This window comes from Microbispora sp. GKU 823 (assembly GCF_002027145.1).
Taxonomy (GTDB): Bacteria; Actinomycetota; Actinomycetes; order Streptosporangiales; family Streptosporangiaceae; genus Microbispora; species Microbispora siamensis.
Genome location: NZ_MWJN01000018.1, coordinates 90,110 through 108,494, shown reverse-complemented (window position 1 = coordinate 108,494; position 18,385 = coordinate 90,110). Strand labels below are relative to the sequence as shown.

Below are 18,385 nucleotides of genomic sequence, written 5' to 3'. Positions count from 1 at the left end.
GCCCGTATCTTCGGCGTCACCGGCGCCGTGTCGAGGTCGGCGAGCACCCGATCGACCAGGTCCATCCCCTCGGGCAGCTGCGCGGCGGCGAACGCGGCGTGAGAGGAGGCGCAGAACCGGCACTGGTTGAGCGACGAGACGTAGGTCGCGATCAGCTCGCGCTCCCCCCTGGTCAGCGTGCTGTCCGCGCGCAGCAGCACCTCCGCCAGCGCGTTCAACGGCCCGGCGGTCTCCGGCCGGTAGCCGAACAGGCCGACGATGCCGGGCTCGTCGGTGGGCAGGGTGATATGGGGCATCCTCACTCCTCGTACTGGCGGGCGGGAAGTGACAGACAGGGACGGCGGGGATCAGGACCATTCCGGGCCGGTCGAATGACGATTTCCGGCGGTCTTGCGGATGAAACGCCCGCCGAATACACATGATCCTTACCCTCGTGCTTCCATGTCAACGGGCGATTCGGGTGTGTCGAAGAATCGCCAGGTCCGGGCCGTTTTCCTGGTGGGGTTAGCGCAATCTAACCTTGTGGTTAGTCCGTTCTCGCCGCGATGTTCGCTGACACTGATCGAGGCGCGGCGCCGGCGCAATCACCCGAATAAGACGACCCCAATACGGAGGGTGCGTAATGTCGGAACACCCCAATGTGATCGTGGTGCGGGAGAGCTACGACGCCCTGGCCAAGGGAGACCTCGATTACCTCAGGGGTACCCTGCTCGCCGACGATGTGGTATTTCACGTCCCGGGCCGCGGCGCTCTGGCCGGCGCGTATCGCGGTAAGGACGAGGTGGTGAACTATCTCACCCGGCTCGGTGAATTGTCCGAAAACACGCTGGCATACGAGCCGGAATCATTCCTCGTCGGAGACGACAGGGTCGCCGCGCTGGTCCGCGTCCGCGGCGAGCGCGGCGACCGCCGCCTCGACGACCACGGCGTCCAGGTGTTCCGCGTGGCCGACGGGAAGATCACCGAACGCTGGAGCTACCCCTACGACCCCTATCTCTTCGACGAGTTCTCCGCCTGACGTCGTCTGGTGGCGGGGCGGCCGGGCCGGGCGGAACCGGCCCGGCCGCCCCACCCTCAACCCGCCGCCAGGGCCTCGGCCAGCACCGCCACGTATCCCTGGGTGAGCCTGGCGCGTTCGAGGTAGTGCTCCGGGTCGTCGGAGGCCACCGTGCCGAGGCCGTCGACGTACCGGTTGAACATGCAGAAGGCGGCGGCGATGAGGACGGTGTCGTGGATCTCCAGGTCGGTGGCGCCTTCGGCGCGGGCGGTGGCGACCTGTTCCTCGGTCACCTCCCTGCCACCGCGCTGTACGGAGGCCGCGATGCGCAGCAGCGCCCGTATCTTCGGCGTCACCGGCGCCGTGTCGAGGTCGGCGAGCACCCGATCGACCAGGTCCATCCCCTCGGGCAGTCGTACGGCGGCGAACGCGGCGTGCGTGTGGAAACAGAATCGGCAGCGGTTCAGCGCGGAAACGTAGGCGGCGATCAATTCTCGTTCTCCGCGGCCGAGCGTGCTGTCCCCGCGTAACAGGACGTCCACCAGTTGGTTCAACGGCAGCGCGGCCTCCGGGCGGAACCGGAAAAGGCCGCGAACTCCCGGCTCGTCGGTGGCGAGGGCGATAAAGGGCCGGGTGGACCCGCGGTGATTGGTGTGCTGCCGCCCGGGCCGCCCGCCCTGCCGTGGAGAAGGGACGATGGAAAGTTCCTCGGCGACGTTGGGGCGTGCCGTTGGCGTGACTGTGTGTGTCATTTTCCTGACTTCCTCCTCGTGGTTTCCTCCCACCCTCAACAGTGCGAAAAGAAAGACGGGGCAACCAGGCGGAGGCGGCTCAGCAAGATGTCCGCCGCTGGCATTCTTCTGTCAATTCCCGAACTTGACGGATTTTCAACCGGCACGTCCATGCGGCGCGGGGCTCCCGGAGACACGCCGGGGCCGGCGGGTGACGGAAGCCGTGGCCGGGGGTGGCGCGGTCAGGCCGGTACGGGCAGGTGGGCCGCGGTCCTGCGGCGTTCGGCCTCGGCGCGGGTCGTCGCCTCCCTGACCGGGCGCTGCACGAGCATCCCCACCAGAGTGGCGGCGGCCGCGCTGCCCAGCCCGATGACCCAGCCCGCGGGGCCGAGCGGGCGGCAGCCGAAGACCGCGCTGACTCCCGGCACCGTGACGATGAGCCACAGGACGGCCAGCGACGACAGCGACGCGAGCACGACGATCCTGTCCCGGCCGCCGCCCGCGAGCGTCTGCAGGAGCTGCGCGGACACGAGCGCGACCAGGCCGATGGTGTTCGCCCGCCCGCGGGTGCCGGTCATGCGTCCCAGGATCCACGCGGCCGTCGCCGCCGCCGTCGTGACCGCGGCGCGCAGGTAGATGTCGCGGGTCAGCGACGCGCCCAGCGACGCCTCGGGTCCCTCGGCGAGCAGCTTGTCCGGATCGGTCGAGGCGGGCGGCCGTACGGCGACCGCCATGGCCGGCACCATGTCGGTGAGGAGGTTGACCAGCAGGAGCTGCCGGGCGTTGAGCGCGCTGCCGCCGGCCAGCAGGTTGGTCCCCACGGTGAACGCGATCTCGCCGACGTTGCCGCCGAGGAGGATGCTCAGCGAGTCGCGCACCGAGGTCCACATCGCCCTGCCCTCGACGATGGCGTCCACGATCGTCTCGATGCGGTCGTCGGTCACGACGAGGTCGGCGGCGGCCCGCGCGGCGGGCGTCGCGCGGGACCCCAGGGCGATGCCCACGTCGGCGGTGCGGATGGCGGGTGCGTCGTTGGCGCCGTCGCCGGTGACGGCGACGACCTCCCCGGCCCGGCGCAGGCAGGTGACGATCCTGGCCTTGTGCGCGGGCGTGGTGCGGGCGAAGACCGCGACGTCGGGCAGCACCTTGGTCAGCGTCTCGTCGTCGAGCTCGTCCAGCTCCGGGCCGGTCATGACGCGCTGGCCGTTCAGCGCGTTCAGCTCGACCGCGATCGCCTCGGCGGTGCTGGGGTGGTCGCCGGTGACCATGACGATCCGCACCCCGGCCCGGATGAGGCGCCTGACGCTCTCCGCCGCCGTCGACCTGACCGGGTCGGCCAGGCCGAGGAAGCCGAGGAAGCACAGCTCCTCGATGCGCGACTCGTCGAGGTCGCGCCGGTCGGAGGCGGGCCGCTGCGCGACGGCGAGCACGCGGTAGCCCTGCCGGGCCAGCCGCTCCACCTCGCGCTCCAGCTCCATGCGTACGGACTCGTCGCAGGCGACCGGACCGGTGTCGCGGTGCACGGTGGTGCAGTGGGTGAGCACGATCTCGGGGGCGCCCTTCACGCTGAGCAGGTGCCCGTGCTCGGTGCGGCCGAGCACGGCGTGGTAGCCCCGGCCCGGCTCGAACGGCATCTCGTCCACACGTTCCCAGCTCTCGAACCCTTCCTGGGGCGTGACGCCCAGCCGGTGCGCGCCGTCAAGCACGGCGCGGTCGGTCGGGTGGGCGATCACCCGTCCCCCGCCGGACATGGGGCTGGCCCGGACGGCTGCGGCGAGGACGCGCCGCAGCCCGGTGTCGGCCTCCTCGACGGGGCGTCCCGCCCGCCCGTCCGACAGGTGCCGCAGGCTGATGCGGCCCTCGGTCAGCGTGCCCGTCTTGTCGAAGCACAGCACGTTGACCCGCCCCAGGGCCTCGATCGTGGACGGGTTGCGCACCAGGGCGGCGCGCCTGGACAGCCGCCGTGCGGCGGCCAGCTCCGCCACGGTGGCGACGAACGGGAGCCCCTCGGGCACGGCGGCGACCGTCAGGCTGACGGCCGGCGTGAGCGCCGCGGCCAGCGGCCGTCCGCGCAGGAGGTCGGTGAGGAGCAGCACCACACCCGAGGCGATCGACAGCGGCAGGATTCGGCGGCTCAGCTCCCGCAGGCGCAGCTCGACACCGGTCGGCGGGCCCGGCTCGCCCGCGAGCCTGGCGCTGCGCCCCGACTCGGTCATCTCACCGGTCGCGACGACCACCGCACGGCCGCTGCCCGCCGCGATCGAGGTGCCCTGGTAGACCATCGAGCTGCGGTCGGCGATGGCCGCCGCCACGGTGGGCGCGGCCGTCTTGGCGACGAGCTGGGACTCGCCGGTGAGCGTGGACTCGTCCACCTCCAGGCCCACGGCCTTGATGACGCGGGCGTCCGCGGGCACGGCGTCCCCGGCGCGCAGCTCGATGACGTCGCCGGGCGCGAGCTCGTCCTTCGTCGTCTCGACGACGCCCTCGGGGCGGCGCAGCCGTACGAGGACCTCGGTGGACTCGGTCAGGCGGTGCAGCGCCCGGTCGGCCTTGAACCGCTGCACGCCGCCGAGGAACGCGTTGATGACCATGACGCCGCTGATCAGCACGGCGTCGAGGGCCGAGCCGACGAGGGCCGAGATGCCCGCGCCGGTGGCGAGGGCGGGCGTGAGCGGGTTGGCCAGCTCCTCCAGCGTGGCCTGGGCCAGCGAGTGCGGCCCCTCCGCCACCTCGGGCGCGGCCTCCGCGCGGCGCCTGCCCGCCTCCTGCTCGGCGATGCCCTCCGGGGAGGAACGCAGCCGGGAGAGCACTTCCCGCGCGGACATGGCGTGCCACGGCGTGGCGTCGGCGCGGGGCGGGGTGGGGATGCGGCCGGCGCTCCGCCCGTCCCACTCGCCGAGCACGATGGCGGCCAGCGAGACGGCGGCGCCGGCGAGCTGCGCCCGGCGCAGGGCGGTGCCGCCCGGGCCCGCGACGGCCAGCAGGGTGCCGACGCACGCGCCGGCCGCGCCGAGCCGTACGGCGTTCCCGCTGTTGCCGCGCGCCCGGGGCAGGCAGCGCAGGAACAGGTGGACGCCGTGCAGCTCGCCGGCGATGTCGGCGTCCCACGGCACCATGCGTCCTGGCTCGACGGCCTCGGGATCGACCACCCCGAGACCGACGTCGGCCTGGGCGAGCGCCTGCCGGGCCCCCCTGGACACGACGGCCACGCAGTGGCCCGCCGCCTGCAGGTCGTGCACGTGCCCGGCGAGTTCCGGGCCTCCGGGCAGCGTCCGGCCGATCGCGAGGCGCTGCGCCAAGCCCTCGTAGCCGCCCTCGTCGCCGCCCGCCAGGAAGACCCTTCCGGCCGCCTTGGCCGCGCCGACGACGGGTACGGCCAGGGCGTCGATCTCCGGGGCGAGACCGGCGACCGCGACCCGGGTTCCGTCCCTGGACACCTCCACCGCCCGCAGCCCGCGCGATCGCCAGAGGGCGGCGTCCGAGAGCAGGGAATCGGGGTCCGGCAGCGGGCGGACCGACCAGCCCTCCACGGTCCGGCTGCGGCCGGGGTCGGAGAAGTCGATGAGGGAGTAGAGCCGGGAGTACAGCTCGTCGGTGTCCTCTCCCGCGCGCAGCGGTTCGACGCGGTCGATCGTCCACGAGCCGGTCGTCAGCGCGTCGGCGTGCAGGACGACGGTGTCGACGCGGTCCATCTTGCGCAGGCAGTCGGCGTCGAAGACGACCGTGTCGTGCTTGCCGAGCGCGCGGCTGACGGCGCCCGCGAACGCCTCCCGGCTGAGGTCGGCGACCCTGGGGGTGGCGGAGATGAGGATGGACACGGCCCGTTCGCCCCGCGTGAGCACCCGGGTCACGGCGTACGCGGCGGCGCTGATCGGGGCGACCACGTCGGCGTAGCGCTCGATCGGCCCGTGCGGCAGGTGGGTTGGCCGCGGCCGGGCCTCCGCCCTGATGTGGTGGTAGGCGCCCGGACGCGTGGCCAGCCGCTCCTCCAGCTCCTCCCAGGCGTACCGGCTGGCCCTGGTCTCGATGTAGCGCCCCACGTTCGCCACGGCCTGCACGAACAGCGCGGTGGGGCGGAGCGTGAGGGTCTGGGTGACGAGGCTGGCCGTGGTGAACAGGGCGTCGGTGGGACGGCGCCCCAGCCGGTGGTCGAGCTGCTCGCGGATCGCGGGCGTGGCGTGGGCCAGTTGCAGCAACGCGGGCACGACCGCCGGGAGCTGAGGGGCCCGGATCGCCTTGCCCAGGAAGATCAGCCCGATTCCGGTGACGCCGGCCGTCAGCCGCACGGTCGCCCGCAGGTGCTCCTCCACGAGGTGGACGGGGCTCTCGTGGGCGTGCTCCTCCTGCTCGTCGAGCTCCGCGGTGACGGCCAGCAGCTTGTCCTGGTCGACCCGGTCGGGGTCGCAGGCGACGAAGACGCCGCCGATGCGGCCGTTGACCTCCGCGCGCTCGACGCCGGGCACGGACTCAAGCCGCTCCTCCAGCCGGCCGGCCGCCGCCTCGGAGCCGGGCCGGCCGATCCCGCGCAGGTCGATGCGCAACCCGCCGGGGCAGAGGTGCACCTCGCGAGGGCTCGGCAGCAGGTCCCGGAACGGCTCGGGCAGCACGCCGCGCAGCAGGGCCGCGGACGTCGTGAGCACCTGGTTCAGGAACATTCGGCTCTCCAGCAGACGGGAGCCCGGAAATCCCTCATCACCCCTCCTCGCGAGAGTCGGGGGGAACTCACGGATGAATTTCGCCTGAACCCGAACGAAGGCTCAGGCGCTGGTCATAACGGTCGTTACGACCGTCCTCGGATACCTTTCCTCCATCCGGAGCAGGAGAAACGCGGGAGTGCGAGAAACGCGCCGCCCGCGATCGGCGCGGTGGGCGGCCCGCGTCGGGCCGCGAAGTCACCCGATGGTGAAGGCGGGCCAGTCGAGCAGGGTGAGCAGCTTGCGAAGGCCGGGCTTGACGTTGTGCAGCCGGATCGGCCGGCCCAGGGGCATGTCGGACAGCAGGGCCAGGGCGCGCAGGCCGTAGAGGTCGATGAACTGGAGCTCGGCGACGTCCACGGTTCCCGTCCCCGGCCTCGTCCACTCCTTGTGCAGGGTGTCGGCGAACGCGTCGCCGTTGGTGAGGTCGATCTGCCCGATCAGCCGTACGGAGCCGTCTCCGGAGGCGCGTACGACCAGTTGCTTGTCGAGGTAGAGCAGGTTCTTCTTGTCCAGCACGGATTCGAACGACCCATTGACGGTCATCATGTCGGTGCCGCCTTCCTGTAGAGGGGCAGCCATCTCCGAGCATCACCGTCGCTGCTCGCCGGTGTCAACCGAACCGCCGCCCGGGTGACCGTACGGCCGATCACCGCTCCGTCGCCGGATGGCCCGCTGCCTGCGACGACGTCCTCTCGGCCGTACGGCTGTGCAGTGACGTAAGTCACGTTTATCGCACGAAGAACGTTTCAGGGTTTGCGCGCCACGCCGCCGACGAACGTGTGGTAAGTGATGCCGCGTTCGACGAACTCGTCGGGGTCCGGCCGCCACTCGGCGAGCGGCACCAGGCCCGGTTCGAGAAGCGGCAGGTCGCCGAAGAAGGCGAGGATCTCCTCGCGGGTGCGCCACCGGCCCGTGCCCAGGTGCTCGTTGAACAGCTTCTCGGCCGAGGCCGCCTGCGCCGACACCTCGGGCATGCCCGGCCCCGGGTTGTGGAAGTGGGACAGCGCCAGATAGCTGCCGGAGGGCAGGGCGTCGCGGAAGCGCGCGGCGATCCCCTGGGGGTCCTCGTGGTCGTTGAGGTGGTGGAGGATCGCGAACAGCAGCAGGGCTACCGGCTGGTCGAAGTCGATGAGCGCGCGGATCCCGGGGTGCCCCAGGATCGCCTCCGGGTCGCGGATGTCGGCCTCGACGACCGTGGTGCTCCCGTTCGTGGCGAGCAGCGCCCGGCCGTGCACGAGCACGATGGGGTCGTTGTCGACGTAGACGACGCGAGCCCGCGGGGCGACCGCCTGGGCCACCTCGTGCACGTTGCCCTGCGTGGGCAGGCCCGAGCCGATGTCGAGGAACTGCCGGATGCCCGCCTCGGCCGCCAGGTGGCGGACGACGCGCCGGAGGAAGGCGCGGTTCGCCCGGCCTGCCGCGGGGGCGTCCGGCGCGATCCGCAGCGTCGCCTCGCCCACCTGCCGGTCGATGGCGAAGTTGTCCTTGCCGCCGAGGAAGAAGTCGTAGACACGGGCGATGCTCGGCTTGCTCGTGTCGATCCTGGCGTTCTCCCGGTCGTGCCCGGCAATGGCGTCGCCCGCGTGCTGGTCGTTGTCGGCCATGATCCGTCCTGTCCCTCGCTGTACGGGTTCAGATCGCGATCATGGTAAGGCCCGCGGGGGCCGGGAGAAGGATGTTTGCGATAAGTGGCACGAACGGGTCGGTCAACGGATAAGACCAGCCGCATCGGGTCGTCTCCGCCGGGCCGAACGCCGGGCGGAGACGATCCGGGTCGACGACGGGGCGCGGCACGCCGCGTGGATGGCGGCCGACGCGGAGATCAGCGCGGCCAATCCGCCCGCAAGCAGCGGGCATAGCCGATGCGGATGTCTGCGGTCGGGGTGTCGGGCGCGACAAGACACGACGGACACCGCCCAACCCTGGTCCGGCTGGGGTCTTGAGGTGGGTACGGATCGCGGGCCAAGAGTGCGGCCCGGGGGGTCGTCATCATGCTCTATGTGGTCGTCCTGAGGATCTTGAGCAGCGCGGTGGTCGCGGGCGGGTCCGGCGGCTCGCCATAGGTGACGGCGAAGATGTGCCGGGCGTTGCCCGGGATCTCGGTGGCGTGCACCCCCGGCGTGCGGTGCGCCTGGAGTGCGAGCCCGGGCAGGGTGGCGACCCCCATGCCGGCCGCCACGAGCGCCTGGACCACGACCATGTCGTCACTGCTGTACGCGATCCGCGGCGTGAAGCCCGCTTGCCGGCAGGCGGCGACCATCGTCGCGCGGCACCGCTCGCACCCGCCGACCCAGGCTGAGTCGCGGTGGTCCTCCAGACGCTGGCCTGGCTCGCGGCTGATCAGGTAGAGCGGGTCGTCCAGCAGATGGGTCAGCCGGAAGCCCTCCTCCTCATCCGGGGTGTCGGAGTGCCGGAACACCAGGGCGAGGTCGACGTGCCCGGCGCGCAACATCCGCAGCCCCTCGACCGGGTGCACGTCGACCAGGTTCAGTTCGATGCCGGGGTACGACGCGGACAGCTCGGCCGCCGCCTTGGGGACGATCGTGCTGAGGACCGTCTGGAAACCGGCGACCCGGACCCGCCCGGCCCGGAGCCCGACGTGGGCGGCCATCTCGGCGGAGGCCGCCTCCACCCGCCCGACGATCTCCCTGGCCCGCTGTGCCAGAACCTCGCCTTCGGGGGTGAGCCGGATGCCGCGGCCCACGCGCTGGATGAGCCGGGCACCGATCGAGGACTCCAGCCGCCCGAGGTGGTGGCTGATCGAGGGCTGGGAGTAGTGCAGCTCCCTGGCCGCCTCGGTCACCGACCCGTGACGGGCGACGGCCTCGAGAACCCGCAGGTGTGTCAGGTTCATCACGTATCAAGTTTATCTATGGGACGTCGGCGCCTTTGGCATTAGACGTCATGACCGCCGATGGGCAAGCATCGTTGCCATGACCGAGCAGATGTCCACCCCCGCCGGCACTGCCCCCACCGACACCACCTCCACCGGCTCGCCGCCCAGGCCCGGCCTGACCGAGCTGGTCGCACGCATCCGGTCGCGCGCCTGCCGCCAGGCGGACCCGCGCACCATCGCCGAACAGGTGGCCGACGTCCTGGCAGAGAGCGAACCGGACGTGGACCTCCTCACCGTGGCCGAACGGGCCGGCTCGCCCGATGGCTACACCCGGCACACGCTGCACACCGAGGCGGCGTTCTCGGTGTCCGCGGTGGTGTGGCGGCCGGGCCAGGTGACGGAGATCCACGACCACCTGGTGTGGTGCTCGTTCGTGGTGCTCCAGGGCGCCGAGACCGAGACCCTCTACGACATCGACGGCGACCGCCTGGTCGAGATCGGCGAACGGCACCGGCCCGCCGGCTCGGTCAGCGGCGTCGCCCCGCCCGACGACATCCACCGGGTCCGCAACACCGGTGACACGATCGCGATCACGCTGCACGTGTACGGCGCGGACCTCAGCAACGGCACCAGCGTGCGCCGCACCTACGAACAGCGCCACGATCGCTGACGAAAAATTCGGGACTGAGCCGTCGAGGATGTCGAGAACGCGGTTCCGGCCCCGTCCCAGGCATACCAGCGGCCACGAACCGGCCGCGTGACGAAGGAGACCCAGCATGACGATCAAGCGGATGGACAACATCGGCATCATCGTCGACGACCTCGACGCGGTCATCGCGTTCTTCGTGGAACTCGGGATGGAGCTGGAGGGCAAGGGGCTGATCGAGGGGCCTTGGGCGGCACGTCTCGTCGGGCTCGACGACCAGCGAGTCGACATCGCGATGATGCGGACCCCGGACGGCCACGGGCGGATCGAGCTGGCGAAGTACCACACGCCGACGGCGATCAGCGGCGTGCCGGAGGACGCCCCGGCGAACACGCTGGGCATTCGCCGCATCATGTTCGCCGTCGACGACATCGACGACGTCATCGCCCGCCTGCGCCCCCACGGCGCCGAACTCATGGGCGAGGTGGTCCGGTACGAGGACAGCTACCGGCTCTGCTACCTCCGCGGCCCCGAGGGGATCGTCGTCGCCCTCGCAGAAGAGCTCGCCTGACGGCCCGCCGCGGCCGGCCGAGACCACCCCCAACGATCCAACGACAACCGGAGGAGCGACTGTGCGACCGAACGAGATCACCGAGATACTGAACCGGCCGATCAGCCAGGAGCTGCTGGCGCGCGACGTGGCCCGCCTGGCCTACGTCGCCAAGGACGGCACACCCCGCAACATCCCGATCATCTTTGCCTGGAACGGCACGGAGATCGTCATGTCCACTCCGAAGAACGCTCCGAAGCTTCGGTCCTTGAGCGAGAACCCTATGGTCGCCCTGACAATCGACACCGAGGTGCACCCGCCCAAGATCCTGCTCATCCGCGGCCGGGCCGAGCTGGACTACGTCGATGGCATCCCGGATGAGTACCTCCAGCAGACCAGCACCTACGAGATGACGCCCGAGCAACGAGTCGAGTGGGAGGCGGAGGTGCGTTCCCTCTACCGCGACGGCATGGTCCGGATCGTCGTGACCCCGACGTGGGCGAAGCTGATCGACTTCGAGACGACCCTGCCAAGCGCGGTCGAGGAGCTGATCCGGCAGCGGGAGGAGCGTCAGCACGCCTGAACACGACAGGCGCGGTGTGCGTTCCCGGGCGGCGTCTTGTACTTGCTGGTCGTGGTCGCGTTGCGCCTGGTACAGCCGGCGCCGGGTGTGATCTTGCCCCCGAAGCGGAGCCGACAGCGGCGACGGGCGGGTGGCCGTCGCTACGCGCGTGCCTGGGGTGGCCGTCTCGCGGCCCTGCCTCGGGTGGCCGTCCGTGGTCGCCGGGATCAGACGCTGACACCGACCCCGCCGCGCGTCTGCGCGCCGTACCGCTCCAGTTCCTTCGCGAGGTCGAGCGGCTTGATCTGGGCGCGTCCGTTCAGGACCTCGTCGGTGAGCAGGTCGGCGGGCACCAGCCAGGACACCTCGAACTCCAGCCCGTCCGGATCCTTCGCGTACAGGGCCTTGGTGGTGGAGTGGTCGGACGCGCCGACCAGGGCGTTCATCTCCGTCAGCCTGGTGGCGATCCGGTGCAGCTCGGCGAGCGTGTCGACCTCCCAGGCGAGGTGATAGAGGCCGACCGTCGCGCGCCCGGCGGACGATGGCCCCGCCTGCGCCCCGATCTGGAACAGCCCGAGGTCGTGGTCGTTCGAGGACCCCTCGGCCTGCAGGAACGCCGCCCCGGGGAACGCCTGTACGACGCGGAACCCCAGGGCCTCCTGGTAGAAGGCCACGCTGCGGGAGACGTCCCGCACGTACAGCACGGCGTGGTTGAGTCGCTGGACCGGCATGACGCCCTCCTGGAAACTTGAACTCTCAAGTAATTGTACCTCGGTGGGTTTCCCGGAAACTGTCGGTGGCAGGTCGTACGGTGGCCACCGGGCGGAGCCGCCAGGGGGTGGCGCACCGCCCACCGCGCCACACACGGCGCCGGAAGCAGGGGGTCGGGTAGCGTGCCGGCGACGAGGCCGGCGGAGGGGGACGTCATGATCGTGGACAGGGCGACGCGGGAGCACGAGGACAACCTGGTCCTGTTCCGGGCGGTGCACGAGGTCGCGGTCCGCCATGCCGGCGCGCCGTTCCACCAGGTGATCTCGGCGCTGGCCGCCGGCCTGCCCGGCACACCCCGGCTGGCCGCCGACGAACTGCGCCGCATCGCCGAGGAGATCAGCCTCGGCCGCGACCCCTCGGGCCTGTGAGCCGCTGAGCGCCTGAGCGGGACCGTCCCGGCCTCTCGGGTCGCACGCGGTGGAAGTGGAGCCGGTCCCCGCCGAAACGGTGGGGGCGCGAACGGCGGAGTGTCAGGACTTCCAGCGGATCGGCATGTTCTGTCCCATGGCGCAGGTAGTGGGCTGCGATCCGCAGAAGGCGGCCTGCAGGTCGAGCGAGCGGGTGTTGGTGACCGGTAGCTGCGTCTGTCCCATGACGAAGGTGGGGGAGACGGCCCCGGTGAGGCTCTGGTTGAACCTGCCCGCACCGGACCGGCTCTGGCTGCCGCTCGCGCGTCCTCCTTCGATCACCTGACCTCCGCCTCCACCCGGCCCGTGGACGCGGAAGGCCGCGAGCCCCTCCCGTACGGGCGGGGTGACACGCGCCGCCACCGGCTGCGCGGCGCAGATTCCCGTCGCCGGGATCACGAGCGCGGCCAGGGCCAGCCGCCGGGCCGTGCGGACCACGGTGTCGCCGGTGGGCCGCGTCCAGTAGCGGGACATCTCGGTACTCGCCTTTCCGCTGGACGGCCGACGGTGACCGTCGCCCGTCCGGTTCTGTGGAACGGCGGCCTCATACCCCGCCGGAGCAGGGCGCTGACCCGAGCTGGACAAGATCGGCACAGGTCCTTACCGGCCCTTGGCGTGCCCGGCCCCCGCGATGGCCGCCCGTTCCTGCCATGGACGCCGGTGACAGCGGAGACGGCACTCTTCAGGACCTGTACGGGGTTCGGTGCGCGGGGCCGAGCACCGGGCGACTGTCGACGACCTGCTTCATGACGAGAGTGGATGTCAGCCGCTGGATGCCGGGGAGCGTGGCGAGGTGATCGTCTTCCAGTCGTTGGTAGGCGGTGAGGTCGGCGGTGAGGACGCGCAGGAGGTAGTCGGGATCGCCGAACAGGCGTTGGGCCTGGACGACCTGGGGGATCTCGGCGACGGCCGCCTCGAAGCTCAGCAGGGTGTCGCGGTCCTCCTGCCGCATGGTCACGAAGACGAGCGCTTGGAAGGGCAGTCCGACGGCTTCGGGTCGACGATGGCCCGATAGCCGCGGATGGTCTTGCTGCGCTCCAGCTCACGGAGCCGGCGATGGCAGGGGGACACGCTCAGCCCGACCCGTGAGGCGAGCTCGGTGACAGTGAGGCGACCGTTCTCCTGCAGCAGGGCAAGGATTTTCCGGTCGATGGCGTCCATGGGGTGGAGCTTTCTATTCAAACGGCCCTACGGGCAAGAAGTCGGCACCATCAGAACCTCGGCAGGGGACCGTCGCCTTCAGGCGACGGGGGAATGCCGTCCCTGACTGGTTTCTCTCCGGGCTCATCGCGAGTTCCTCTCACTGCTGGATGCGATGGGCGGTTCTTTCATGGTGATCGTGTGACTCGTCAGGTGCGCGCCTCCCCCGATGCGGCGCAGGACCTCGGATACCACGTGGTGTGGTGTCCGAAGACCGCCGTCCCGTTCTGGCTGGCCGGGTGAAGGCCCGCCTTGAGGAGCTGATCCGCGGCCTGCTTTGGCTGACCGGTGATTCCACGCTTCCTCCTCCGGGTTTTGACGGCACCTTCCGATAGCGTGGTGATCTGATTACTGAACGTGAGAGGAACGTGGGAGGTGGGTGTGCGCCGGTCGTTCACGTTCCTGCTGCGTCCCACCGAAAAGCAGGGCGCCTCGCTCGCCGCGTGCCTTGAGGATCACCGGCAGCTCTACAACGCTGCCTTGGAGCACCGGCGGACGGCCTACCGCGAGGCTGGGGTCACGGTTCGCTACGGTGACCAGTCCGCAGAGTTGAAGGACATTCGTGCCGATGACCCCGCCGGTCAGGGCCGGTGGTCGTTCTCCTCCCAGCAGGCCACGCTGCGGCGGTTGGACAAGGCGTTCCGTGCGTTCTTCACGCGGGTCCGTGAGGGGCGCACACCCGGGTTCCCCAGGTTCAAGGGGCGCGGCTGGTTCGACACCGTGACCTGGCCCAAGGACGGCGACGGCTGCCGGTGGGACTCCCAACCCGAGCACCCGACTGTGACGTTCGTCCGTTTGCAGGGCATCGGGCACGTGCGGGTGCACCAGCACCGCCCGGTGCGCGGCAGGGTGAAGACGATCAGCGTCAAGCGGGAAGGCACCCGCTGGTATGTGATCCTGTCGTGCGATGACGTCCTCGCCGAGACCTTGCCCGCGACGGGCGCGGTCGTGGGCGTGGACATGGGCGTGGCATCGCTGGTCACCACCAGCGACGGGGATCCGCTGGCCAACCCGCGCCACCTGAAGGCGTCCGCCGGCCGTCTGGCGCGGCCCAGCGGGCTCTGGCCCGAAAGAAGCGGGGGTCCAGGCGGCGGCGTAAGGCGGTGGCGAGGGTGACGGCGCTGCATGCGAAGGTCCGCCGCCAACGTCTTGATACCGCACACAAGGCGGCGCTCACCCTGGTCCGCGCGTATGACGTGATCGTGCACGAGGACCTGCGGATCGCGAACATGACCCGCTCGGCTTCGGGCACAATCGACAACCCCGGCCGTTACGTCGCGGCCAAGTCCGGCCTCAACCGGAGCATCCTGGACGCGGGTTGGGGGGTGTTCCTGCGTGTGCTCGCGCACAAGGCTGAAAGCGCCGGTCGTAAGCTGATCGCGGTGAACCCTGCCAACACCTCCCGCACCTGCTCGCGTTGCGGGCATTGCGCGAAGGAGAACCGCCCCAGCCAAGCCGAGTTCGCCTGTAGGGCGTGCGGGCACACCGCGCACGCCGACGTGAACGCGGCCAAGAACATTCTCAGGGCAGGGCTTGCCCTTCGCGACGCTGCGGAAGCGGCTTAGCGAGAAGCCGCTCCCTTCAGGAAGCGGAGGAGTCACCGTCGCCTTCTGGGGTGTCGCCCTGCTGCTGATCGTCGTGCCGGGAGCGGACTGGGCGTTCACGCTCAGCGCGGGGCTGCGCGACCGGTCCGTGGTCCCGGCCGTGGGCGGGCTCGTGCTCGGCTACGGGGGCATGACCGTCGTCGTCGCGGCCGGTGTCGGTGCCTTCGTCGCGGAAAATCCCGCAGCGCTCACGACGCTGACCGTCCTCGGCGGCGGTTACCTCGTGCTGCACGGCGTACGGACACTCGCCTCGCCTTCCGCGCCCCTCACCGCGACCGGTGACGCCGCGGCCGAGGCGCAGGCGAGGACGGGCTGGGCGACCATCGCCAGGGCGCCGGAGTCAGCGGACTCAACCCCAAGGGCCTGCTGATCTTCATCGCGCTGCTTCCGCAGTTCACCAGCCCCGACCGGGACTGGCCCTTACCCGTCCAGATGGGCGCCCTGGGCCTGGTCTTCACGATCACCTGTGCGGCCTTCTACCTCGCCCTCGGCTCGGTGACGCGAACCGTCCTGAATTCCCGCCCCGCGGCGGCGCGGACCGTGAGCCGCCTGGCGGGTGCCGGGATGATCGCCGTCGGCATCTCCCTGATCATCGAAAGGATCGGCGGCGGTGCGGCGCTTTGAACGGTGAGCCCGTGCGTCGATCTAGCCGTGCAGGTGAGCGGCGGGGTCGGCCATGACCTGCTCGATCACCTGTCCGGCCGCGCCGAGGGCGGCCGCCTCGGCGCCGAGCCGTGACACGACCACGGGTGGCACGGCGCCGCGCATCTGACCGAGGCGGGCCTTCAGCGTGTCGGCGACCATGTCGCCGATCCAGGGGAAGAGCGGCGCGTAGATACCGCCGAGGACGATCGCGTCGGGATCCACGAGGTTGACCGCCGACGACAGGGCCACGCCGAGTGCCCAGGCCGCCCGCTCACAGGCGGCACGCGCGTTCTCGTCGCCCTCCCGCAGCCGGGAGAGCATCCACGACACACCCTGCTGCGCGGGCAGGAGCATCCCGGGCGAGTGCGATGGGCGCGCCGCGTCGGCCGCTTTGTGCGGCGGGCCGGCCGGCGCGTTCCCGGATGCCCCGGCTGGCGCGTTCCCGGACGTTCTGGCCGGGGGCGCATCGGCGGCGAGGCGGCCTGTGGCGGCGGAGCGGGCTGCGGCGGTGGTGCGGGCGGCGGTCAGGAGTGCGTCCTGGCCTGCGTACTGTTCGAGGCAGCCGCGCCCGCCGCAGCGGCACGGCGGGCCGTCGGGGGAGACGACGACGTGCCCGAGTTCCCCGGCGAAGCCGTGTGCGCCCCGGAACAGCCGGCCGCGGACCACGAGGCCCGCTCCGATGCCGATCTCTCCCGACACGTGCAGGAAGTCGGGCAGTCCCGACCCGAACCACAGCTCGCCGAGCGCGGCCAGGTTGGCCTCGTTCTCCACACGTACGGGGAAGGGGAACCGCAGAAGCGACGCCAGCGGCACGTCGCGCCAGCCGAGGTTCGGCGCGTTGTGGACGACCCCGCTGGTCATGTCCACAGGGCCGGGGACGGCCAGCACGCCGGCGACCACCCGCAGACCCTTCTCCACAGCTTCGTCCACAACCGCGGCGGCCAAATCCCCAAGTCGCGCGATCACGTCCACAGGGGGCGCGGACCGGTTGTCCACAGCCTGTGTACGGCGCAGCCGTACCGTCCGGGCGAGGTCGACCACGCACACCGCGAGGTAGTCGACGTTGATCTCCAGCCCGAGGGCGGCGACGTGCTGCCCGCTGATCCTGATCTCGACGCCGGGCCTGCCGCGCTCGCCGTCCCGGACGGCGCCGGTCTCCACCACGAGACCGCCCTCGATGAGGTCGCCGACGAGCTTGGAGACGGTCGTCTTGGTCAGGCCGGTCATCTCGGCGAGGGCGGCCCGGGTCACCGATCCCCGGGCGCCGACCGCGCCGAGGACGAGCGCCAGGTTCCGGGCGCGCATCGCGTCATGCCGCAGGGCCTGCGTCATCGCACCCTCCGCGCGGGTCCCGCCTCACGCCGGACGGCCCGCGTCATCGCACCCTCCGCGCGAGTCCCGCCTCACGCCGAACGGCCCCCGTCATCCGCACCTCCACGCGCCAGCCGCATCACGCCGTACGGGCTGCGCCATCACATCCTCCACTGCCGGCGTTGAGAACACGGACACACCCTCTTGACCCTGCGGCTCATCACGTCGGATATTTAGTCCACAACATAGACTAATTCGGAGGCGACTCATGTACACCCCCACTCCCGAGGACCGTTTCACGTTCGGGCTGTGGACCGTCGGCTGGCAGGCGCGCGACCAGTTCGGTGACGCGTCCCGGGCCCCGCTGGACCCGGTCGAGAGCGTCCATCGCCTGGCCGAGCTCGGCGCGTACGGTGTGACCTTCCACGACGACGACCTCCTCGCGGTGGAGCAGGACCGCGCCAAGGCCATCGAGAGCTTCAAGAAGGCCCTGGCCGACACCGGCATGAAGGTGCCGATGGCCACGACCAACCTTTTCACCCACCCGATCTTCAAGGACGGCGGTTTCACCAGCAACGACCGCGAAGTCCGGCGGTACGCCCTGCGCAAGGTCATGCGCAACATCGACCTCGCCGCCGAGCTCGGCGCCAAGACGTACGTGTGCTGGGGCGGCCGTGAGGGCGCCGAGTCCGACGCCGCCAAGGACGTGCGGGTCGCGCTCGACCGCTACAAGGAGGGCTTCGACCTCCTGTGCCAGTACGTGATCGACAAGGGCTACGACATCCGGTTCGCCGTCGAGCCCAAGCCGAACGAGCCGCGCGGCGACATCCTGCTGCCGACGATCGGCCACGCCCTGGCCTTCATCAACTCGCTGGAGCACCCCGAGATGGTGGGCCTCAACCCCGAGGTCGGCCACGAGCAGATGGCCGGGATGAACTTCGTGCACGGCATCGCGCAGGCGCTGTGGCACGGCAAGCTGTTCCACCTCGACCTCAACGGCCAGCACGGCCCGAGGTTCGACCAGGATCTCGTCTTCGGCCACGGCGACGTGAAGAGCGCGTTCTTCCTGGTCGACCTGCTGGAGAACGGCGGCTACGACGGCCCCCGCCACTTCGACTACAAGCCGCTGCGCACCGAGGACAAGGAAGACGTCTGGGACTCGGCGGCCGCGAACATGCGGACCTACCTCATCCTCAAGGAGAAGTCGAAGGCCTTCCGCGCCGACCCCGAGGTGCAGGACGCGCTGGCCGCCAGCAAGCTCACCGAGCTGGCCCAGCCGACCCTGGCCGAGGGCGAGACGTACGAGGACATCCTGGCCGAGTCGATCGACGTGGACGAGGTGGCCGCCCGCGGCTTCCACTTCACCCGGCTCAACCAGCTCGCGCTGGAGCACCTCCTCGGCGTGCGCGGCTGAACGACCAGGTGAGA

At 70.9% G+C, this 18,385-nt stretch carries 21 protein-coding genes; 10 read left to right on the top strand and 11 right to left on the bottom strand.

The window, feature by feature from the left end; genetic code table 11:
- A partial coding sequence (locus B1L11_RS12625) for a carboxymuconolactone decarboxylase family protein (protein WP_179155110.1) occupies positions 1–296 on the bottom strand: 296 nt, incomplete at its 3' end.
- A 326-nt stretch (positions 297–622) separates the two neighbouring features.
- Here B1L11_RS12625 and B1L11_RS12620 point away from each other — a divergent pair.
- On the top strand, positions 623–1,018 hold the full coding sequence (locus B1L11_RS12620) for a nuclear transport factor 2 family protein (protein WP_079314638.1): 396 nt from the start codon (positions 623–625) through the stop codon (positions 1,016–1,018).
- A gap of 56 nt (positions 1,019–1,074) precedes the next feature.
- Here the strand turns inward: B1L11_RS12620 and B1L11_RS12615 are convergent, their stop codons facing one another.
- From B1L11_RS12615 to B1L11_RS12595, 5 genes are all read right to left on the bottom strand, one after another.
- Positions 1,075–1,749 carry a carboxymuconolactone decarboxylase family protein gene (locus B1L11_RS12615; RefSeq protein ID WP_079314637.1) on the bottom strand — a complete coding sequence of 225 codons (675 nt, stop codon included), beginning with the start codon at positions 1,747–1,749 and terminating at the stop codon, positions 1,075–1,077.
- Between the two features lie 221 nt (positions 1,750–1,970).
- Entirely contained in the window at positions 1,971–6,383 is a 4,413-nt protein-coding gene (locus B1L11_RS12610; RefSeq protein ID WP_079314636.1) for a cation-translocating P-type ATPase, read from the bottom strand.
- Between the two features lie 237 nt (positions 6,384–6,620).
- Positions 6,621–6,971: an STAS domain-containing protein gene (locus B1L11_RS12605; protein ID WP_179155109.1), complete on the bottom strand. Its 351-nt coding sequence runs from the start codon at positions 6,969–6,971 to the stop codon at positions 6,621–6,623.
- 200 nt (positions 6,972–7,171) lie between these two features.
- On the bottom strand, positions 7,172–8,029 hold the full coding sequence (locus B1L11_RS12600; protein ID WP_079314634.1) for an SAM-dependent methyltransferase: 858 nt from the start codon (positions 8,027–8,029) through the stop codon (positions 7,172–7,174).
- A 392-nt stretch (positions 8,030–8,421) separates the two neighbouring features.
- Positions 8,422–9,279 (bottom strand): LysR family transcriptional regulator, encoded by an 858-nt coding sequence (locus B1L11_RS12595; RefSeq protein WP_256862478.1) that lies wholly within the window; start codon positions 9,277–9,279, stop codon positions 8,422–8,424.
- 79 nt (positions 9,280–9,358) lie between these two features.
- On the opposite strand from B1L11_RS12595, the gene B1L11_RS12590 reads away from it, so the two are divergent.
- The 3 genes from B1L11_RS12590 to B1L11_RS12580 all read left to right on the top strand — a co-directional run bounded on the left by B1L11_RS12590 (position 9,359) and on the right by B1L11_RS12580 (position 11,040).
- Positions 9,359–9,931, top strand: coding sequence for a cysteine dioxygenase family protein (locus B1L11_RS12590; RefSeq protein WP_256862471.1), 573 nt, complete (start codon positions 9,359–9,361; stop codon positions 9,929–9,931).
- Between the two features lie 106 nt (positions 9,932–10,037).
- On the top strand, positions 10,038–10,478 hold the full coding sequence (locus B1L11_RS12585) for a VOC family protein (RefSeq protein WP_079314632.1): 441 nt from the start codon (positions 10,038–10,040) through the stop codon (positions 10,476–10,478).
- Positions 10,479–10,539: 61 nt separating this feature from the next.
- Entirely contained in the window at positions 10,540–11,040 is a 501-nt protein-coding gene (locus B1L11_RS12580; RefSeq protein ID WP_079314631.1) for a pyridoxamine 5'-phosphate oxidase family protein, read from the top strand.
- 206 nt (positions 11,041–11,246) lie between these two features.
- Here B1L11_RS12580 and B1L11_RS12575 read toward each other — a convergent pair whose 3' ends face one another.
- Positions 11,247–11,750: a VOC family protein gene (locus B1L11_RS12575; RefSeq protein WP_079314630.1), complete on the bottom strand. Its 504-nt coding sequence runs from the start codon at positions 11,748–11,750 to the stop codon at positions 11,247–11,249.
- Between the two features lie 195 nt (positions 11,751–11,945).
- Between B1L11_RS12575 and B1L11_RS12570 the strand changes: the two genes are divergently transcribed.
- On the top strand, positions 11,946–12,158 hold the full coding sequence (locus B1L11_RS12570; RefSeq protein ID WP_079314648.1) for a hypothetical protein: 213 nt from the start codon (positions 11,946–11,948) through the stop codon (positions 12,156–12,158).
- 102 nt (positions 12,159–12,260) lie between these two features.
- Here the strand turns inward: B1L11_RS12570 and B1L11_RS12565 are convergent, their stop codons facing one another.
- From B1L11_RS12565 to B1L11_RS50560, 3 genes are all read right to left on the bottom strand, one after another.
- Positions 12,261–12,671: a hypothetical protein gene (locus B1L11_RS12565; protein ID WP_079314629.1), complete on the bottom strand. Its 411-nt coding sequence runs from the start codon at positions 12,669–12,671 to the stop codon at positions 12,261–12,263.
- A 208-nt stretch (positions 12,672–12,879) separates the two neighbouring features.
- A complete protein-coding gene (locus tag B1L11_RS50565; RefSeq protein ID WP_256862477.1) occupies positions 12,880–13,149 on the bottom strand; it encodes an Lrp/AsnC ligand binding domain-containing protein in 270 nt (89 codons plus the stop codon).
- 2 nt (positions 13,150–13,151) lie between these two features.
- Positions 13,152–13,358 carry an Lrp/AsnC family transcriptional regulator gene (locus B1L11_RS50560; protein ID WP_256862470.1) on the bottom strand — a complete coding sequence of 69 codons (207 nt, stop codon included), beginning with the start codon at positions 13,356–13,358 and terminating at the stop codon, positions 13,152–13,154.
- A 396-nt stretch (positions 13,359–13,754) separates the two neighbouring features.
- On the opposite strand from B1L11_RS50560, the gene B1L11_RS50555 reads away from it, so the two are divergent.
- The 4 genes from B1L11_RS50555 to B1L11_RS50540 are packed head-to-tail and all read left to right on the top strand — an operon-like array spanning position 13,755 to position 15,625.
- Positions 13,755–14,513: a transposase gene (locus tag B1L11_RS50555; RefSeq protein ID WP_256862469.1), complete on the top strand. Its 759-nt coding sequence runs from the start codon at positions 13,755–13,757 to the stop codon at positions 14,511–14,513.
- Positions 14,501–14,962 (top strand): RNA-guided endonuclease TnpB family protein, encoded by a 462-nt coding sequence (locus B1L11_RS50550; RefSeq protein WP_256862468.1) that lies wholly within the window; start codon positions 14,501–14,503, stop codon positions 14,960–14,962. Before B1L11_RS50555 ends, B1L11_RS50550 begins: the two co-directional genes overlap by 13 nt.
- On the top strand, positions 14,931–15,371 hold the full coding sequence (locus tag B1L11_RS50545) for a LysE family transporter (RefSeq protein ID WP_256862467.1): 441 nt from the start codon (positions 14,931–14,933) through the stop codon (positions 15,369–15,371). Before B1L11_RS50550 ends, B1L11_RS50545 begins: the two co-directional genes overlap by 32 nt.
- On the top strand, positions 15,314–15,625 hold the full coding sequence (locus B1L11_RS50540; RefSeq protein ID WP_306291640.1) for a LysE family translocator: 312 nt from the start codon (positions 15,314–15,316) through the stop codon (positions 15,623–15,625). Before B1L11_RS50545 ends, B1L11_RS50540 begins: the two co-directional genes overlap by 58 nt.
- A gap of 21 nt (positions 15,626–15,646) precedes the next feature.
- Here the strand turns inward: B1L11_RS50540 and B1L11_RS12545 are convergent, their stop codons facing one another.
- Entirely contained in the window at positions 15,647–16,978 is a 1,332-nt protein-coding gene (locus B1L11_RS12545; RefSeq protein ID WP_079314628.1) for an ROK family transcriptional regulator, read from the bottom strand.
- A gap of 247 nt (positions 16,979–17,225) precedes the next feature.
- On the opposite strand from B1L11_RS12545, the gene xylA reads away from it, so the two are divergent.
- Positions 17,226–18,371, top strand: coding sequence for a xylose isomerase (xylA, locus tag B1L11_RS12540; RefSeq protein WP_079314627.1), 1,146 nt, complete (start codon positions 17,226–17,228; stop codon positions 18,369–18,371).
- Positions 18,372–18,385: the final 14 nt, after the last annotated feature.